Annotated in this window: 10 protein-coding genes; 5 read left to right on the forward strand and 5 right to left on the reverse strand. The window is 72.1% G+C overall.

Annotation, left to right across the window (positions count from 1 at the left end; translation table 11 throughout):
- The first annotated feature begins 95 nt into the window (after positions 1-95).
- The gene (locus tag OG570_RS03315) at positions 96-1,646 is read left to right on the forward strand and encodes a sensor histidine kinase (protein ID WP_326959849.1); all 1,551 of its coding nucleotides are present in this window, start codon (positions 96-98) and stop codon (positions 1,644-1,646) included.
- Between the two features lie 61 nt (positions 1,647-1,707).
- Here the strand turns inward: OG570_RS03315 and OG570_RS03320 are convergent, their stop codons facing one another.
- Together OG570_RS03320 and OG570_RS03325 are read right to left on the reverse strand one after the other, a co-directional pair.
- Positions 1,708-3,672 (reverse strand): S53 family peptidase, encoded by a 1,965-nt coding sequence (locus OG570_RS03320; protein ID WP_326955544.1) that lies wholly within the window; start codon positions 3,670-3,672, stop codon positions 1,708-1,710.
- Between the two features lie 348 nt (positions 3,673-4,020).
- On the reverse strand, positions 4,021-5,169 hold the full coding sequence (locus OG570_RS03325; RefSeq protein WP_326955545.1) for an ROK family transcriptional regulator: 1,149 nt from the start codon (positions 5,167-5,169) through the stop codon (positions 4,021-4,023).
- Positions 5,170-5,254: 85 nt separating this feature from the next.
- On the opposite strand from OG570_RS03325, the gene OG570_RS03330 reads away from it, so the two are divergent.
- Entirely contained in the window at positions 5,255-6,526 is a 1,272-nt protein-coding gene (locus tag OG570_RS03330) for an MGH1-like glycoside hydrolase domain-containing protein (RefSeq protein WP_326946744.1), read from the forward strand.
- A 498-nt stretch (positions 6,527-7,024) separates the two neighbouring features.
- Here the strand turns inward: OG570_RS03330 and OG570_RS03335 are convergent, their stop codons facing one another.
- Genes OG570_RS03335 through OG570_RS03345 form a run of 3 tightly spaced genes read right to left on the reverse strand, consistent with a single transcriptional unit; the run spans position 7,025 to position 9,884 of the window.
- On the reverse strand, positions 7,025-7,651 hold the full coding sequence (locus OG570_RS03335; RefSeq protein ID WP_326946743.1) for a TetR family transcriptional regulator: 627 nt from the start codon (positions 7,649-7,651) through the stop codon (positions 7,025-7,027).
- Positions 7,652-7,675: 24 nt separating this feature from the next.
- Positions 7,676-9,247: an alkaline phosphatase D family protein gene (locus OG570_RS03340; RefSeq protein ID WP_326955546.1), complete on the reverse strand. Its 1,572-nt coding sequence runs from the start codon at positions 9,245-9,247 to the stop codon at positions 7,676-7,678.
- Positions 9,248-9,281: 34 nt separating this feature from the next.
- On the reverse strand, positions 9,282-9,884 hold the full coding sequence (locus OG570_RS03345) for a hypothetical protein (protein WP_326955547.1): 603 nt from the start codon (positions 9,882-9,884) through the stop codon (positions 9,282-9,284).
- Between the two features lie 164 nt (positions 9,885-10,048).
- On the opposite strand from OG570_RS03345, the gene OG570_RS03350 reads away from it, so the two are divergent.
- From OG570_RS03350 to OG570_RS03360, 3 genes are all read left to right on the forward strand, one after another.
- Positions 10,049-12,982: an AfsR/SARP family transcriptional regulator gene (locus OG570_RS03350; RefSeq protein ID WP_326955548.1), complete on the forward strand. Its 2,934-nt coding sequence runs from the start codon at positions 10,049-10,051 to the stop codon at positions 12,980-12,982.
- Positions 12,983-13,161: 179 nt separating this feature from the next.
- A complete protein-coding gene (locus OG570_RS03355; RefSeq protein WP_326955549.1) occupies positions 13,162-14,382 on the forward strand; it encodes a hypothetical protein in 1,221 nt (406 codons plus the stop codon).
- Between the two features lie 241 nt (positions 14,383-14,623).
- On the forward strand, positions 14,624-15,859 hold the full coding sequence (locus tag OG570_RS03360; protein ID WP_326955550.1) for a glucuronyl hydrolase: 1,236 nt from the start codon (positions 14,624-14,626) through the stop codon (positions 15,857-15,859).
- Positions 15,860-15,889: the final 30 nt, after the last annotated feature.

Here is a 15,889-nt window from a genome sequence, read left to right on the forward strand (position 1 = left end):
TGCGCGGCGCCGCACCGTGCCCGGACGGCCGCGCGGTGTAACGCGGCGGGCCGAACGGGCGAATCACGGTTAGCCGTCCGGGAGGGGTTCGCGTGGTGCAGCACCCCCGGACCGTCGTGCTGACCGGGCTGCTGAGCCTCGGCTTCGGCCTCGGCGTCACCGCGCTGACGCTCAAGGTCGCCGACGGCAGCCACTCCGCGCTCGACACCGCGCTCAGCACCACCACCGGCTTCCTGTTCCTGCTCGCCGGCGCGGTCGCGCACGTGCGGCGGCCGGCCAACGCGATCGGCGTGCTCATCGCGCTCGTCGGCGTCGCGTTGTTCCTCGAAGACCTGCAGTTCACCGCGAACCCGGTGCTGTACACGCTCGCCGTGCCGCTGCGGGCCGCGTCCAGCCCGGTGATCGCGCACCTGGTGCTCGCCTTCCCGCACGGCGGGCTCCGGTCGCGGTGGGAACGGCTGCTCGTGGCCGCGTCCTACCTGGTCGTGCTCGGGCTGGGGGTGCTCGGGCTGCTGTTCAGCGACGACCCGCGCGACCTGCTGGCGATCTCCGCCGACCACGACGGGCACGGCCTCGCCGACCGCGTCCTGGGACTGGCCGCCGCGGTGATCAGCGCCGGTGTCCTCGTGGTGCTGCTGTACCGGTGGCTGACCGGCCGGCTGCCCCAGCGGCGGCTGCTGTCGCCGGTGATCGCGATCGCCCTCGTCGGCGCCGCGACGTCGGCGGCGGGCACCGCGCTCGGTGACGCCAGCCCCCTGTCGGAGCCGCTGCTCGGGATCTACCGGATCGCGTTCTGCCTGTGGCCGCTGGCGTTCCTGGCCGGCGTGCTGCGCGCCCGCGTCGGCAACGCCGAGATGATCCGGCTGCTGCTGGAGCGCGACGGCACCGGGCTGGCGGCGCTGGTGCAGGACGACGAGGTGTGGAAGGACAGCCGCTCGATCGACGCGCTCAACGCGGCGGCCGGGCTGGTGCTGGACAATCAGCGGCTCACCGCCGAGCTCGAACAGCGGCTGGCCGAGGTGCGCGCGTCGCGGGCCCGGCTCGTCGCGGCCGGCGACGAGGAGCGCCGCCGGCTGGAACGCGACCTCCACGACGGCGCGCAGCAGCGGCTGGTCAGCGTCGTCCTGCTGTTGCGGATGGCCAACCGCCGCGCGGAGCTGCCGCCGGCGGTCGGCGAGCTGCTGACGAGCACGGTCGACGAGCTGCAGACGGCGATCACCGAGCTGCGCGAGCTGGCCCGCGGCATCCGCCCGGCGATCCTCACCGAGGCGGGCCTGGTCGCGGCGGTGCGGTCGCTGGCGGACCGCGTCCCGATGGAGGTGGCGCTCACGGTGGGCACAGTTCCGCGCCTCGACGCCGCGGTGGAGGCGACGGCCTACTACGTCACGTCGGAAGCGCTGACGAACACGTTGAAGCACGCGCGGACCGGCCACGCGGACGTCCGCATCGCGGTGGCCGGCGCGCAGCTGCGGGTCGAGGTGACGGACCGGGGCGTGGGCGGCGCGGACCCCGCCGGCGGCTCGGGACTGGCCGGGCTGCGCGACCGCGTCCAGGCCCTGGGCGGCGACCTGTGCGTGGAGACCTCCGGGGAAGGCACGACGATCCGCGCGGTCATCCCCCTAGCAACGCGGCCCGAAACGCCGTGAAGGCCTCCTTACCGGCCATAAGAGCCGGTAAGGAGGCCTTCACGGACCTCGATGGAGCTGACTAGACGAGGAGCAGGAACAGCAGCCCGCTGGGCGAGCCGAGGCCGGTCACGTCGTCGTAGCCCTTGGTGGTGTGGATCGTCAGACCCTGGTAGTCGAACGTCCGCACCGAGCGGAGCAGGCCGTCCGACGCGTCGACCGAGTTCGCGTAGTCGACCCGGGCCACCGCGGCGTCCACGTGCTGCACGTCGCTGATCGCCTTGGTGCGGGAGGTCAGCTTGTAGATCACGGGGTTGATGAAGCCGTGGTGGAAGTGGTCGAAGCTGTCGGCCACCGCCATGATGCCGGCGAACACCGGCGACGCGAGGCTCGTGCCGCCGATCCGGTACTGGTCGTAGTGCGCACCCTCCGGGAAGGTCTGCGTCTGGCCGACCAGGAAGCCGGTGTTCGGGTCACCGATCGCGGAGATGTCCGGAACCACGCGGCCCTTGTTGCCGGCCGTCTGGTTCTTCGTGGACAGCGAGTCCGGCACGACACCCTTCTGGTAGAAGGGCTGCGGGAACAGGCGGCTCGTGCCACCACCGGAACCGGAGGTGTAGGCGAACGGCCCGAACGCACCGTTGGTGATCGTGGACTTGCTGGTCTCCCAGCCGGTCTCGAACAGCCGCTGGCCGTTCTTGCCGACCGCCAGCGACGTGCCGCCGACCGCGGTGATCCACGGCGCGGAGGCGGAGAAGTCCGGCGACGGCGTGCCGAGGCGCGCCACCTCGTCACCGTTGTCGCCCGAGGAGAAGTAGACGCCGATGCCCTCGAGGACCGCCTGCAGCGAGATCTGGTTGAAGACCTTGACCTCGTCGGCCGGGATGTCCTCGCCGGTGTCGCCGTAGGAGTTCGACACGATGTCGGCCTTGTGGCCGGCGATCACGTAGTTCAGCGCCTCGTCGAGCGCGTTGTCCTCGCAGGACTCGCCGCCGACGTAGAGGATGTTCGCGCCCGGGGCGAGCCCGTGGGCGGCCTCGACGTCGAGGGTCTCCTCGCCGTACCAGCCCGCCGCGTCACACTGGTCCGGCGGCTCGAGAACCGGGTTCGCCGGGAAGACGTGCTGCGAGAACTGGCTCTGCTTCAGGGGGTGCTGCGGGTCGTTCTTCTTCGCGTACGTGCTCGCGTCGGCGTAGATCGTCGGCGAAGCGAAGGCGTCCACGATGGCGATCGTGGTGCCGTGGCCGTCCGCGCCGAACTTCGCGGCCTGGTCGACACCGTAGGCCGAGCGGAGCTGGGCCGGGGTGTAACCGCAGGGCGCGTAGGTCAGCTGCTTGCCGTTGTAGGCGGGGTCGGTGGTGTCGACCTTCTCGCCGTAGTAGGAGCTGCACGGCGGCGCGTTGCGGAAGCCGGGCCCGGGCGCGACGTCCGACGGCTGGACCGACTTGGTCGCCTTGCCGGAGTCGATGCCGTCGGTGTGGTCCGGCTTGAACAGGTTGGTCGCCTGGTCCACGCCGACGACGCCGAGCACGTCGTTCGCCAGGTTCGCGGGCACCGAAAGGTTCTTGTCGGCGGCGCGGAGGGTCTGGCCCTTGACGCTGTACTTGCCCAGCTTGACGCCGAACGCGTTCTGCGTCTGGCCGGCGGTGCCGGTGGCCTCGACGTAGGCGCGGTTCGACGGGATGTCACCGATGCTGAAGCCGCTGCCGGTCAGCCACGCCTTGACGGCGTTGACCGTCGCGTCGCTGGCGGCGAAGCGGTCCCGCACCTGGTCGGTGCTCAGGAACTGGCGGTAGGTCTTGCTGTCCGGGTCGGACACGGCCTGGGCCAGCGCCTCGGCTCCGGCGTTGTCACGCTGGTTCAGGTAGACGCGGAAGCTCAGCTTCGCCGCGGGCGCCGTGTCGGCGACCTTCGCCTGCGCGTTCGCCCACAACGGGTGCGACTGCGGAATGTCCTGACGCCCCTGTGCCGACGCCGCTGCCGGCATGGCCGCGGTGAGACCACCCACCACCGCGAGCGAAAGGAGCAGGGTGGAGCTTCTTCGCACAGAAATCTCCCTCTTCTGAATCGGCCCGGGTAACGGACCTAGAACACCGGACGAGACTAGATCGGGGTTCCGGCCCCGGGGAAGTACTTGCGGAACCGTTATCTGGTCGCGAATTCACCGAATCCGGAGCGCGGGACGGAAATCCGATTTGTCGTCCGAAATACGCGAGGATTGCTCCGCGATGCGCGGTAAGTCCGATTCGTGGCCGTATTACGGACCACGCGATCGGAGTACCCGCCACCTACGAAAGTCGGTTGCTCCGTCCACTCCGGACAGTCCCGCGATGACGGCACTTAAGCCGTCAGCCACCGGCTCGGCCGGGGATCCGGGACCGGCCGCGGGCCGACGTCAGACCTGCGCCGCCAGCCGGCGATCCACTTCCACCGGGGAAAAGACCGACTCCACCACCATCGCCACCGCGCCGCCCACCGCGAGCCCGGTGCCGCCGATCTCCACCTGCAGGCTCTGCGTCGCCCGCGGCAACGCGCGCCGGTACAGCACCTCGCGGACACCCGCCACGAAATGCGGCTCGGCCAGGTCGCCCGCGATCACCAGGACGCCCGGGTTGACCACCGACACCAGCGTCGCGAGCACCTCGCCCACCTGGCGGCCCGCGAACTCGGCCAGCCGGACCGCCGCCGGTTCGCCGGCCAGGATGCGGTCGCGCACGCCCGAGCCCGACGTCGTCGGCAGGCCCTGCTCGGTCAGGCGCGCGGCCAGCGCGCCGCCGCTGGCGACCGCCGCGAGGCAGCCCTGGGAGCCGCACATGCAGCGGGCCTCCGGGAACGCCGGCAGCCGGATGTGCCCGATGTCGCCGGCGCCGCCGTCGACCCCGCGGTAGACGTCGCCGCCGATGACCAGGCCGGCGCCGATGCCGGTGGACACCTTGACGACCACCAGCGCGGGCGACTCCGGGTGGCGGGCGCGGTGCTCGCCCAGGGCCATCAGGTTCGCGTCGTTGTCGACCAGCACCGGGGCACCGAACCGCTCCCCCAGGTACTCGTCGATCGGGTAGCGGTCCCAGCCCGGCATGATCGGCGGCTGCGTGACCCGCGCCTGCCCCGGCTCGACCGGCCCCGGCACGGAGATCCCCACCCCGCAGACCGGCAGGTCGACGTCGGCGAGCAGCTCCTCGAACCACTCCGCGATCCGGCCGAGCACGGGTTCCGGGCCGTCGGCGACGCGCACCGGACCCTCGCGGCCGCCCAGCCGGCGTCCGGACAGGTCGGTCAGCGCGACCTCGGCGTGCATCGTGTCGACGCTCGCGGCGAGGACGACGGCGTGCCGATCGTCGAACCGCAGCTGCCGCGCGGGGCGGCCACCGGTGGAGTCCTCCTGCCCGCCCTCGGCCAGCAGGCCCGCCGACTGGAGCAGGTCGAGCCGCGCGGTGAGCGTCGAGCGGGACAGCCCGCTGCGCGTGAGCAGGGCCTTGCGCGTGGTCGCCTGACCGGTCCGGACCAGTCTCAGCAGCTCACCGGCGCTGGTCGGCGTGGTCATCCGGGCCCCCTTCGCTGTGGGTCACATCATCCCAGGGCCTACTTTTGTCCATTGACAAGACATAAGTAGGAGATAGATTGGACACATGGACGTAACATGGGGGTCCGCTGAGGCCGTGCTGGCCGAGAACTGGATCGGCGCGTCCACCGTGCCCTCGCGCGGGCTGTACCCGCACCAGTGGAGCTGGGACTCCGCCTTCATCGCCTTCGGCCTGCGCCACCTGGCCCCGGAGCGCGCCCGGCGCGAGCTGGTGACGCTGTTCTCCGCGCAGTGGCGCGACGGCCGCGTCCCGCACATCCTCTTCAACCCGGACACCCCGCCCGAGGCGTACTTCCCCGGCCCCGCGTTCTGGCGCGCCGGGCGGACGTCCGGGCTGATCCAGCCGCCGGTGCACGCGCGCGCCGTGCTGGCCGTGCACCGCGCCGACCCGGCGGGTTCCGGCGCCGAGACGTTCCTCGCGACGCTCTACCCGAAGCTCAAGGCCTGGCACGGCTACCTGCGGACCTACCGCGACGCCGGCGGGCGCGGGCTCGCCTCGATCGTGCACCCGTGGGAATCGGGGATGGACAACAGCCCGGCGTGGGACGGCCCGCTTTCGCGCGTCACGCCCGCCGACCCGGCCGGGTTCGTGCGCCGCGACCTGGAGCACGGCCACGCCGCCGACCGCCCGAGCGACGAGGACTACGGCCGCTACGTCCGGCTCGCGTCGGCCTACCGCGACAGCGGCTACCTCGACGCGCGCTGGGCCGACGTCGACGGCGGCTTCACCGTCGAGGACCCGGGCCTCAACGCGCTGCTGGCCGACGCCGAGCTCGCGCTGGCCGAGATCGCCGAGGTGCTCGGCCTGCCCGCGGCCGCTGCCACGCACCGCGACAGCGCGGCCCGCGTCGCCAAGGCGCTGCAGGAAACGTTGTGGGACAGCGCGTCCGGCTTCTTCTTCGCCCGAGACGTCCGCACCGGCGAGCGCACCCGCGAGTACACCTGCGCCGGGCTGCTGCCGCTCGTGCTGCCGGACCTCGCCGTCGCGCCGGCGCTGCTGGCCACCGCCACCGGCCCGCGCTTCCGGCTCGGCCAGGTGCACGGCGTCCCGAGCTACGACCTGACCGCGGCCGACTTCGACCCGGGCCGCTACTGGCGCGGCCCGTCGTGGTTCAACGTCGGCTGGCTGGTCCGCCAGGGGTTGCTGCACCACGGCGAGCACGCGCTGGCCTCGTGGCTGCGCGACGACCTCGTCGAAACGGCCACGCGCACGGGTTTCGCGGAGTACGCGGACCCGTTCACCGGCGCGGGCCACGGCGCCCGCTCGTTCGGCTGGACCGCGGCGCTCACCGTGGACCTGATGTCCACCACCGGCTGACGGCCGGCCCAGCCGCGTCGGGGGCGGGTGGGCCGGCCGCCGCTACTCGTTGTGGTGTGCTGGGCCGGCGTGACCCACGACGACGCGTACCTGCTGTTCCTCGACGCCGCGGGGTATTCGAGCATCGTCGCGCGGGCCGAACTGTGAACCGGCGAGCTGCGGCCAGCCGTGGACAAGGGGCCGTGCGGTTGCCGGACGACCAGTCCGAGCCCGATCCATTCACCGCACGTCAACTTCGCGGAGCACCCCGGCCCGAGGGGTGACGTGAGCGGCCAGAAAGCGTTTTCCCACGGCCGACCAGGGGACCCGCACCACCCCCAGCCGGGTGCGGGTCCCCCGTTGTGCAATGGTGCGGTGCTCCGGTTTTCGTGGCGGCGAACCGGTCCTGACACCGAAGACCTCTGCCGGCTTCGGCGTCCTATCAGAATTTTCGCAGTCTACCTTCGCGGAGCCCGCGGCGAACGTGCATTTTTCATGGTCCACACCGTGAATCCCGCATCAGCCGAAACCTACGCCGGACGACAGCAGGCCGAACGCCCGATCGGCGGCGGCGACCGCGTCCGGATGGCGCTGCTCCGCGGGAATCCCGTTCGCGACGGCGTCCATGTTGGCCGTCGACAGCAGCCGGCGGACCGCCGCGATCTGGGCCGCCGCCAGTTCGGCGTCCAGTGAAGGCACGTTCGCTTCCATCAACGCCAGTGCCAGTGCCGCCTCCCCCGCGGAGACGAACTCCGCCAGCCGCGCCACCAGCGCCGGGGTGCCGGTGACCAGCCGGAACACCGCGACGACCTCGAGGGCGTCGCACAGGCCGGTCACCGGTTCGCGCTCGGCGAGGCCGCGCAGGAACGCCTCCCGCAGCGCCGCCAACGGCCCCTGGCCCGGGCGGCGGGCGCGGACGACGTCCGCCGCGTCCGTCTCGTGGTCGGCGAACCGGTGCAGCACCAGGTCCTCCTTGCTCGGGAAGTAGGCGAAGAGGGTCCGCTTGGACACCTCGGCCACCCGCGCCACCTCGGCGACCCCGACGGCGTCGAACCCGCGCTCCAGGAAGAGCGTGATCGCCGCCGTCGAGATCGCCGCCCGCGTGCGGAGTTTCTTGCGCTCCCGCAGGCCCAGTTCATCGGTCACGTCACTCAGCGTAGCGCCCGGGCTTCAGACCTTCTGCAGGCCAGGCGTCCCTGCTTGCACTACGTAGCTGGCGTCGTTCTTGATGACCACCTTCGCCGGGTCGTAGACGCTCGTGTCGGACGTCGTCATGAAGTCCGCCCGCGTCTGCGACGGCGTGGCCGTGACGCGGACGTAGCCGCGCTCGCCCTTGCAGTACTTGACGTGCGGGTTGTTCGCCAGCCAGGCCGCGCTCGGCGGGGTCGCGGTATCGCTGTTGCTCGTCACCGACGTCGTGACGAGCTCCGAGCCGATGAGCGGGTCGCTGTGGTCGAAGTAGTCCAGCCGCAGGTCGGCGGCCCAGTGCCGGTGGACGTCGCCGGTCAGCACGATCGGGTTGGCCACCTTCCGGTCGACCCAGCCCTTCGCGATCCGGTCGCGTGAGGCCTCGTAGCCCTGCCAGGAGTCGGGGCTCTCGCAGGTGGCCTTGTTGCCGTCACCGTCCCGCGTGGCGAAGAAGACCTGCTGGCCGAGGAAGTCCCACGTCGCCGGGTGCGACTCGAACTGCTTGAGCAGCCACGCCTCCTCCGTGGCCCCCAGGATGCTGCGCGAGGTGCTGCGCATGTCGGTGCAGGAGGGGCCCGCCGAGCCGGACGGGTCGGCGACCTGGGCGTTGCGGAACTGGCGGGTGTCGAGCATGTGGAACCGGGCGAGGTTGCCCCACATGAGCTGGCGGTACAGCTGGATCGACGAGCCGTTCGGCTTCGCGGTCGAGCGGATCGGGGTGTGCTCGTAGAACGCCTGGAACCCGGCGGCCTTGCGGGCGGCGGGCGCGGGCGAGGTGGTGCCGTTCCAGTTGTTCATCACCTCGTGGTCGTCGAAGACGACGATCCACGGCGCAATGGCGTGCGCGGCCTGCAGGTCGGCGTCGGTCTTGTGCTGCCCGTGGCGGGCGCGGTAGATCGCGAGCGTGGTCGCGTCGTCGGCGACGGCGAGGCTGCGCGGGTTGCGCTCCGCCGCGGCGCGGCCCGACTTCTTCTCGTAGATGTAGTCGCCGAGGAACAGCACCAGGTCCGGGTCGTCGGCCACGACGCCCTTGTACGCGTGGTAGTAGCCCTCCTCCCAGTGCTGGCAGGAGGTGAAGCAGTACTTGAGCTGGTTGACGGCGGCGCCCGCGGCGGGCGCGGTGCGCGTGCGGCCGACCGGCGAGATGTAGCCGGAAGTCTTGAAGCGGTAGAAGTATTCACGCGCGGGCTGCAGCCCGACCGGTTCGATGTGGACACTGTGCGCGGACGCGCGGACCGCGCTCGCCGACCCGCTCTGCACGATCGAGCTGAACGCCGCGTCGTTCGCGATCTCCCAGTCGACCGCGTACGTCGCGTCGGGCATGCCGCCGAAACCGTCCGCGTTGAGCGGCGCGGGCGCGAGTCTCGTCCACAGCACTACGCTGTCGGGAAGCGGATCGCCGGAGGCGACACCGAGCTGGAACGGATCGTGGATGGCGGGCGCGGCCGCCGTGGTGCGGGCGTTCGCCCAGGACGGCAGGGCCGCCGAAGCCGCCGTGGCGGTGACCGCGGCGAGGCCGCCGAGCAGCACCTTGCGCCGGTTGACCTGACTCATGTCGGAAGTCCTTTCGGGGAGGGGGAAGACGCGGTCAGGCGGCGAAGTCGGTGATGCCGTCGCTGCAGGACTTCAGGTCCGGCTGGCCGGTGGTGTAGTTGGCGACGCAGACCTTGTAGAAGACCCAGCCGCCCTTCGCGACGGTGACGGCCTTGTCGACCTTCGTGCCCTCGCCGCCGGAGTTCCAGACGTAGAACGGGCCGGCGCCGCCCTTGAGCCAGTAGGTGACGACGGCGGAGTAGCCGTCGGCATCGGTGTCGTAGACCAGGAAGTGCGAGTCGGACGAGCGGTACTGGCCCTCGCCGACGCAGGCGTCGGCGCACTGGCCGCTGCCCGTGCCGACGCCGCAGTCGGGCGCGACCCGCGTGTCGGAGCCCGTGTTGACGTAGGTGTCGGAGACGTAGCCGCCGAGCGCGGGCACGTAGTCCCACAACGTGCTCGTGCCGAACGTGCCGGTCACGGACGTGCCGGTGGTCTGGCAGTCGATGCTCACCGACGCGCCGTTCGCGACGGTCTTGACGGCCGTGGCGCTCGTGGTGGGCGCCCGGCGGACGTTCAGCGGGTCGCCCGCGGTCTTGATGGTGCCGGTCGCCGCGGCCGACGCCTCGAGCGCGCCGCCCACCGAGAGCGTGCCCACCGCCGTGAGAATGATCCCTAAGCCGGCGATACGCCGGAGGTTCAAACGCTTCATGGCGGGAGCGTGACGCACTCCGGTACACGTCCCATACAAAGCGCCGGACCCGCGCGCAGACACTCCGAATGGATCTATCGGGCCCGGTGGCCGGGAAATAGCATCCGGGCATGGGGGAACTCATCGGGCAGGTTGAGGCCACCTCGCTTACCATCCGCGTCCTCGGGCCGCTGGAGGTCACCGCCGCCGGGCGGGTGATCGCCCTCGGCGGCCCGAAGCCCCGGCTGCTGCTGGCCGCCCTGGCGCTGCAGCCGAACGTCGTCGTGTCCACCGAGGTGCTGGTGGAGGTGCTGTGGCCGGCTTCGGCGCCGCGCTCGGCCGCGGCGAACATCCGGACCTACGTCCATTCGCTGCGAAGGCGGTTCGCCGAGATCGACCCCGGCCTCGGCGAGCGGATCAGCAACCGGGCCTCCGGCTACCTGCTGACCGCGTCGCCCGGCGAACTGGACCACCTCGCGTTCACCGCGGCGGCGGGCGACGCGCGGGAAGCGCTCGACCGCGGGGACGCCGAAAGCGCTCTCACGGTGCTCGACCGCGCCGAAGGCCTGTGGCGCGGCGAAGTTCTCGAAGGGCTCCCCCACGACCACAGCTGGGGCGCGACCGTCGCCCGGCTCGCCGAGCTGCGGCTTTCGGTGCAGGAACAGCGGCTGCGCGCGCGGATCGACTTGGGCCGCGGCGGCGAGGCCGTCGCCGAGCTGCGCGGCCTGGTCACCGAACACCCGCTGCGGGAAGAACTCTGGGCGCAGCTGATCGTCGCGCTGCGCGCCGCGGGCCGGACCACCGACGCGATCGATGCGTTCGACGCGGCCCGGCGGGTGCTGCGCGAGGAGCTCGGTGCCGAACCGGGCGCCCGGCTGCGGGAGCTGCGCGCGACGCTGGTGGTGTCCGAAAGCGTGCCTGCCACGCGCCCCGCCGACCTCGCCCCGATCTGCCAGCTGCCGCTGGACCTGCCGGACTTCACCGGCCGCGACGACGTCATCCGCGAGGTCGTCGCGTTGATGAAGGAGCGGGCCGAGCGCAACGCACCCGCCGTGATCGTGCTGTCGGGCGCGCCCGGCGTCGGCAAGTCCGCGGTCGCCGTCCGCGTCGCGCACGCCGTCCGCGACGACTTCCCCGACGGGCAGCTGCACGTCGACCTGGCCGGCACGTCGTCGTCACCGCGCGCGCCGATGGGCGTGCTCGCGGAACTGCTGCACGCGCTGGGCATCCCGGACGCCGGCCTGCCGCGCGAGCCGGCCGAACGGGCCGCGCTGCTGCGATCGCGGCTGGCCGGGCGGCGGATGTGCGTCGTGCTCGACGACGCCGGCAGCGCCGCGCAGGTGCGGCCGCTGCTGCCCGGCGCCGGCGCGTGCGCGGTGCTGGTGACCAGCCGGCTGCGGCTGCCCGGGCTCGCCGGGGCGAAGCCGGTGGACGTCGACCTGCTGCCCGAGGCCGACGGCGCGCGGTTGCTGGAGGGCATCGTCGGCGCCGAGCGCGTGGCCGCGGAACCGGAGAGCGCCGCGGCGATCCTGCGCCAGTGCGGGCACCTGCCGCTGGCGATCCGGGTCGCCGGCGCGAAGCTCACCCACCGGCCGGGCTGGACGCTGCGGCTGCTGGCCGACCGGCTGCGCGACGAACGCCGGCGCCTCGACGAGCTGCGCGTCGGCGACCTCGCCGTCCGCGCGAGCGTGACGCTCTCCTACGACCTGCTGCCGCTGTCGGCGGCGACGGCGTTCCGCGGGCTCGGGCTGCTCGGGCCGGTGCAGTTCCCGGCGTGGGCGGTCGCCGCGGTGCTGGGCCGCCGCGAGGCCGACGACGTGCTCGACGTGCTCGTCGACGGCCACCTCGTCGAGCTGGTCGGCTCCGACGCCGCCGGGCAGCCGCGTTACCGGCTGCACGACCTGCTGCGTGTGTACGCCGTGGAGCTGGCCGAGCAGAGTGATCCCGCGAAGACGCGCGCGGGGCTGCGGCGCGTGCTGGAGGGCTACCTCGCGCTCGCGCTCGAAGCCGCGCGGCTCATGCCGATCCACTTCTTCGGCAGGTACCGCGACGACGAGCTGCCCCGGCCGCAGCTGCCCGCGGACGTGCTGCCGCCCGAGACCGCGGCGTGGTTCGCGGCCGAGCGGCCCACCAGCGTCGCGGCCGTCTCGCTGGCCGCCGGGCACGGGTTCGACGACCTGGCCTGGCAGCTCGCGTCCGCGTTGACGCCGTACTTCGACCTGCGCGGTCACCAGGACGACTGGCACAGCACGCACACCATCGCGCTCGCCTCGGCCCGGCGCACCGGCTCACTGCGCGCCGAGGCGATCGTGCAGCGCAACGTCGGCCAGTACCTGCTCTACCAGGACGAATACGCCCGGTCGCGGGTGGCGTTCGAGGAGTCGAAGGCGCTGTTCGAGCGGGTCGGCGACGCCCAGGGCGTCGGCATCGCGCTGACCGGGCTGGCCACCATCCTGCGCATCGAGGGCGAAGGCGACCGCGCGCTCGACCACTGTCACGAGGCCCTGAAGGTGTTCGCCGAGGCGGACGACCGGCACGGCGAGGCCGTCGCCCGGATCAGCGCGGGCGCGGTCTGGATGTCGCGCGGCTGCTACGCGGCGGCGAAGCGCTGGTTCACCGACGCGCTCGAGCTGTCGGCGGCGATCGGCGACCGGCACCGCGAGGCCCACGCGTTCAAGCGGCTCGGCCTGCTCCACCAGCACCAGGGCAACCTGGCCGCGGCCCGCGAGCACGTCGACCGGGCGATCGCGATCTTCACCGAGCTCGGCGACGACCACTGCGTCGGCTACGCGAACCAGAACCTCGGCGAGCTGTGCCTGCACAGCGGCGACTTCGCGCACGCCCAACTGCTGCTGGTGAACTCGCTGTCGGTGCACCGCCGCAACGGCGACCGGCGCTCGGAGGCGGAGGTGTCCCAGCTGCTCGGCGAGCTGCACCAGGCCCTGGCGCAGCCGGACCGGTCCCGGGAGTACTCGGAGCGCGCGCTGGCGCTGTGGCACGAGCTGTCGACGCGGCCGCCGGACCCGGCACCGCCGGCCGAACCCCCGCACACCGTCTCCGCCTGACCGCTCGCCACCTGCCGCTTGCCGTGAGGGGCACCCTCAGGGCGCTTAAAGCCATGGGGGGCACCTTCAGGGCATTCCGCGCCGGCCGATTCGCCTGCGAGTGACTTTGTACGGATCATGTATGGGCCCCCGCCAGGCTTTGCCACGTTCGAGTGAACGAGGGCGAAGGGAGACCGGGGATGATCCGGATCAGGAAGACCGGCCGCGTGACCGCGGCGGTACTGGCCGCGGGAGCGGTGACGGCGCTGGCCGGAGCCCCCGCCCAGGCGGCGACCGCGGCGGCGAACGGCTGGACCGCCGACCTGTCCACTGTGGACGGCGACGACGTCAACGTCACCGGCGCGGGCGGAACGCTCACGCTGGCCGACCCGGCGTGGCACAGAACCGCGCGGGTCTTCGCGGGCAGCGAAGGCAGCCTGCTCCTGCCGGAGCACGCGCTGAGCGGGCCGGCCGACCGCGTCAGCGCGGCGGTCGGCGCCGACGTCCCGGCCGGCACGAGCGTCGAAGTCGACGTCCGCGGCCGCACCGGCGTGAACGACTGGACGGAGTGGGCGCCCGCGGGCACGGCGCTGGGGGCGAGCGTCGGTTCCGTGCAGGTGCGGATCAGCCTGCACAGCACCACCGACGGCGTCGCCCCGGCCGTCCGGAGCGTCGCGCTCAGCGCGGACTCCGTCCCGCGGGTCGACGCGCTGGCCGCGACGACGCCGTTGACCTACAAGGTCTACGGCACCCGCGAAGGTCTGGTCGGCGGCACCACCGCCAACGGCCACAAGATCGTCAGCCACGACCACTTCGTCTCGTTCCCGTCGGTGAAGTCCGTGTCCCCCAAGGGCACCGGCAACTACACCGCGCGCGTCTGCCGCACCGACGGCAGCAAGTGCGAGTACGCGCCGGTGTGGGAGGTCGGCCCGTGGAACATCCACGACGACTACTGGAACCCGGCGTCGGTCCGCGCGGAGTTCAAGGACCTGCCGCAGGGCAAGCCCGAAGCGCAGGCCGCCTACCTCGACGGCTACAACGGCAAGAAGGACGACTCGGGCCGCACGGTCCTGAACCCGGCGGGCATCGACCTCGCCGACGGCGTGTTCTGGGACGGCCTCGGCATGTCCGACAACGGCTACGTGAACGTGACGTACCTGTGGACCGGCTCCGGCCCGACGGGCGTGGTCGGCACCGCGGGCGACCCGCTGAACGTCCGGGCGAGCGCCAGCACGTCGGCGGCGGTCAAGGGCCTCGCGGCGAACTACGCCAAGGTGACGATCGAGTGCTACACCACCGGCGACACGGTCACCGGCAAGTTCGGTACGAGCAACATCTGGGACCGCATCGGCGCCGGCCACTACGTGTCGGACACGTACCTGCAGACCGGCTCCGACAGCCCGGTCGCCCCGCACTGCTGAGCGGCCCGCGGCTCGAGTGAGCCTCGATCGTCGCGTGGTTGACTGCCCTCACCCCCGCGACAACAGCGAAGGCCCGGCATCCCCCGCCGGGCCTTCGCCCATTTCGCGCAGTGCGTATTCCGCTCTCCGGGACATCAATTCACAACCGTGAACGACTATCCGCCGGGTGTACAAGCACGTGTCCGTTGTGTAAAACTTCCGGCACCTGGAGCATTTCCCCACACGGAATGGCGGGCACCTTGTGAGCGTTACCCGGAGAACCCTGCTGACCACCGCGGCCGGCGCCGCGGTGGCGGTGAGCGCCAGCACCTCCACCACCGCGTCGGCGAGTACCCCTGCTGCCGTCGACCAGGCAACCGTCACCCGGACGCTCCGCCAAGCGGCCGACTACGCGGTGGCCAAGCTCCGCGCCGTGGCCCCCGGGGTCACCGCGTTTCCGACCGGCACGAAGTTCGAGAAATGGGCTTATTCGCAGAATGGCGACTGGGTCGGCGGATTCTGGCCCGGTCAGTTGTGGCTGGCGTACCTGCACAGCGGCGACGAACAATTCAAGACGCTCGCGCTGGCGTCCGCGGACAAACTCGCGCCGCGGCAGTTCGACACCGGAACGCACGATCTCGGCTTCCTCTTCTACCCGTCGTGGGTCACCGCGTGGCGGCTCACCGGTGACGAGAAGTGGCGGGCCGGCGCGGTGCAGGCCGCGGCGTCGCTGATCAAGCGCTTCAACCCGGCCGGGAAGTTCATCCGGGCCTGGGGCGCGCTCGACGACCCGAAGGACGCGGGCCGCGTCATCATGGACACGATGATGAACCTCGACCTGCTGGCTTTCGCGAGCAAGCAGACCGGGGACCCGCAGTACCTCGACGTCGCGATCGCGCACGCGAAGACGGCGCAGCGCAACTTCGTCCGCCCGGACGGCTCGACGCCGCACGTGTTCGACTTCGACCCCGTCACCGGGGCGCCGATCGGGCAGAACACCGTGCAGGGCTACAGCCCGACGTCGTGCTGGTCGCGCGGGCAGGCGTGGGGGATCTACGGGTTCACCACGATCTACCGGCGCACCGGTGACAAGGAGTTCCTGACGACGGCCCGGCGCCTCGCGGACTACGCGCTGTCGCGGCTCACGCCCGACAACGTGCCGGTGTGGGACTACCTCGCCCCGCAGGCGCCGAACGACATCAAGGACGCCTCCGCCGGCGTGGTCATGGCGTGCGGGCTGCTCGACCTGGCCGAGCAGACGCACCGCCCGCAGTACCGGGACAGCGCGCTGCGGATCCTCGACGCGACGTCGAAGACGTGCCTGACGACGAAGTCGACGCGGGCCGAGGCGACGGTCGCGCGCTGCACCCGCAACCGCCCGGCCGAGGACGGCATCGAGATCTCGCTGCCGTACGCCGACTACTACCTGCTCGAAGGCATCCTGCGGGTGCTCGACCGCGCCAAGGTGGATCGCGCCGTCGACCTGTCGAGCCGGTAGGACCCGACCGGGGAGGCCGCCACCTCCCCG

Source organism: Amycolatopsis sp. NBC_01286, from assembly GCF_035982555.1.
Taxonomy (GTDB): Bacteria; Actinomycetota; Actinomycetes; order Mycobacteriales; family Pseudonocardiaceae; genus Amycolatopsis.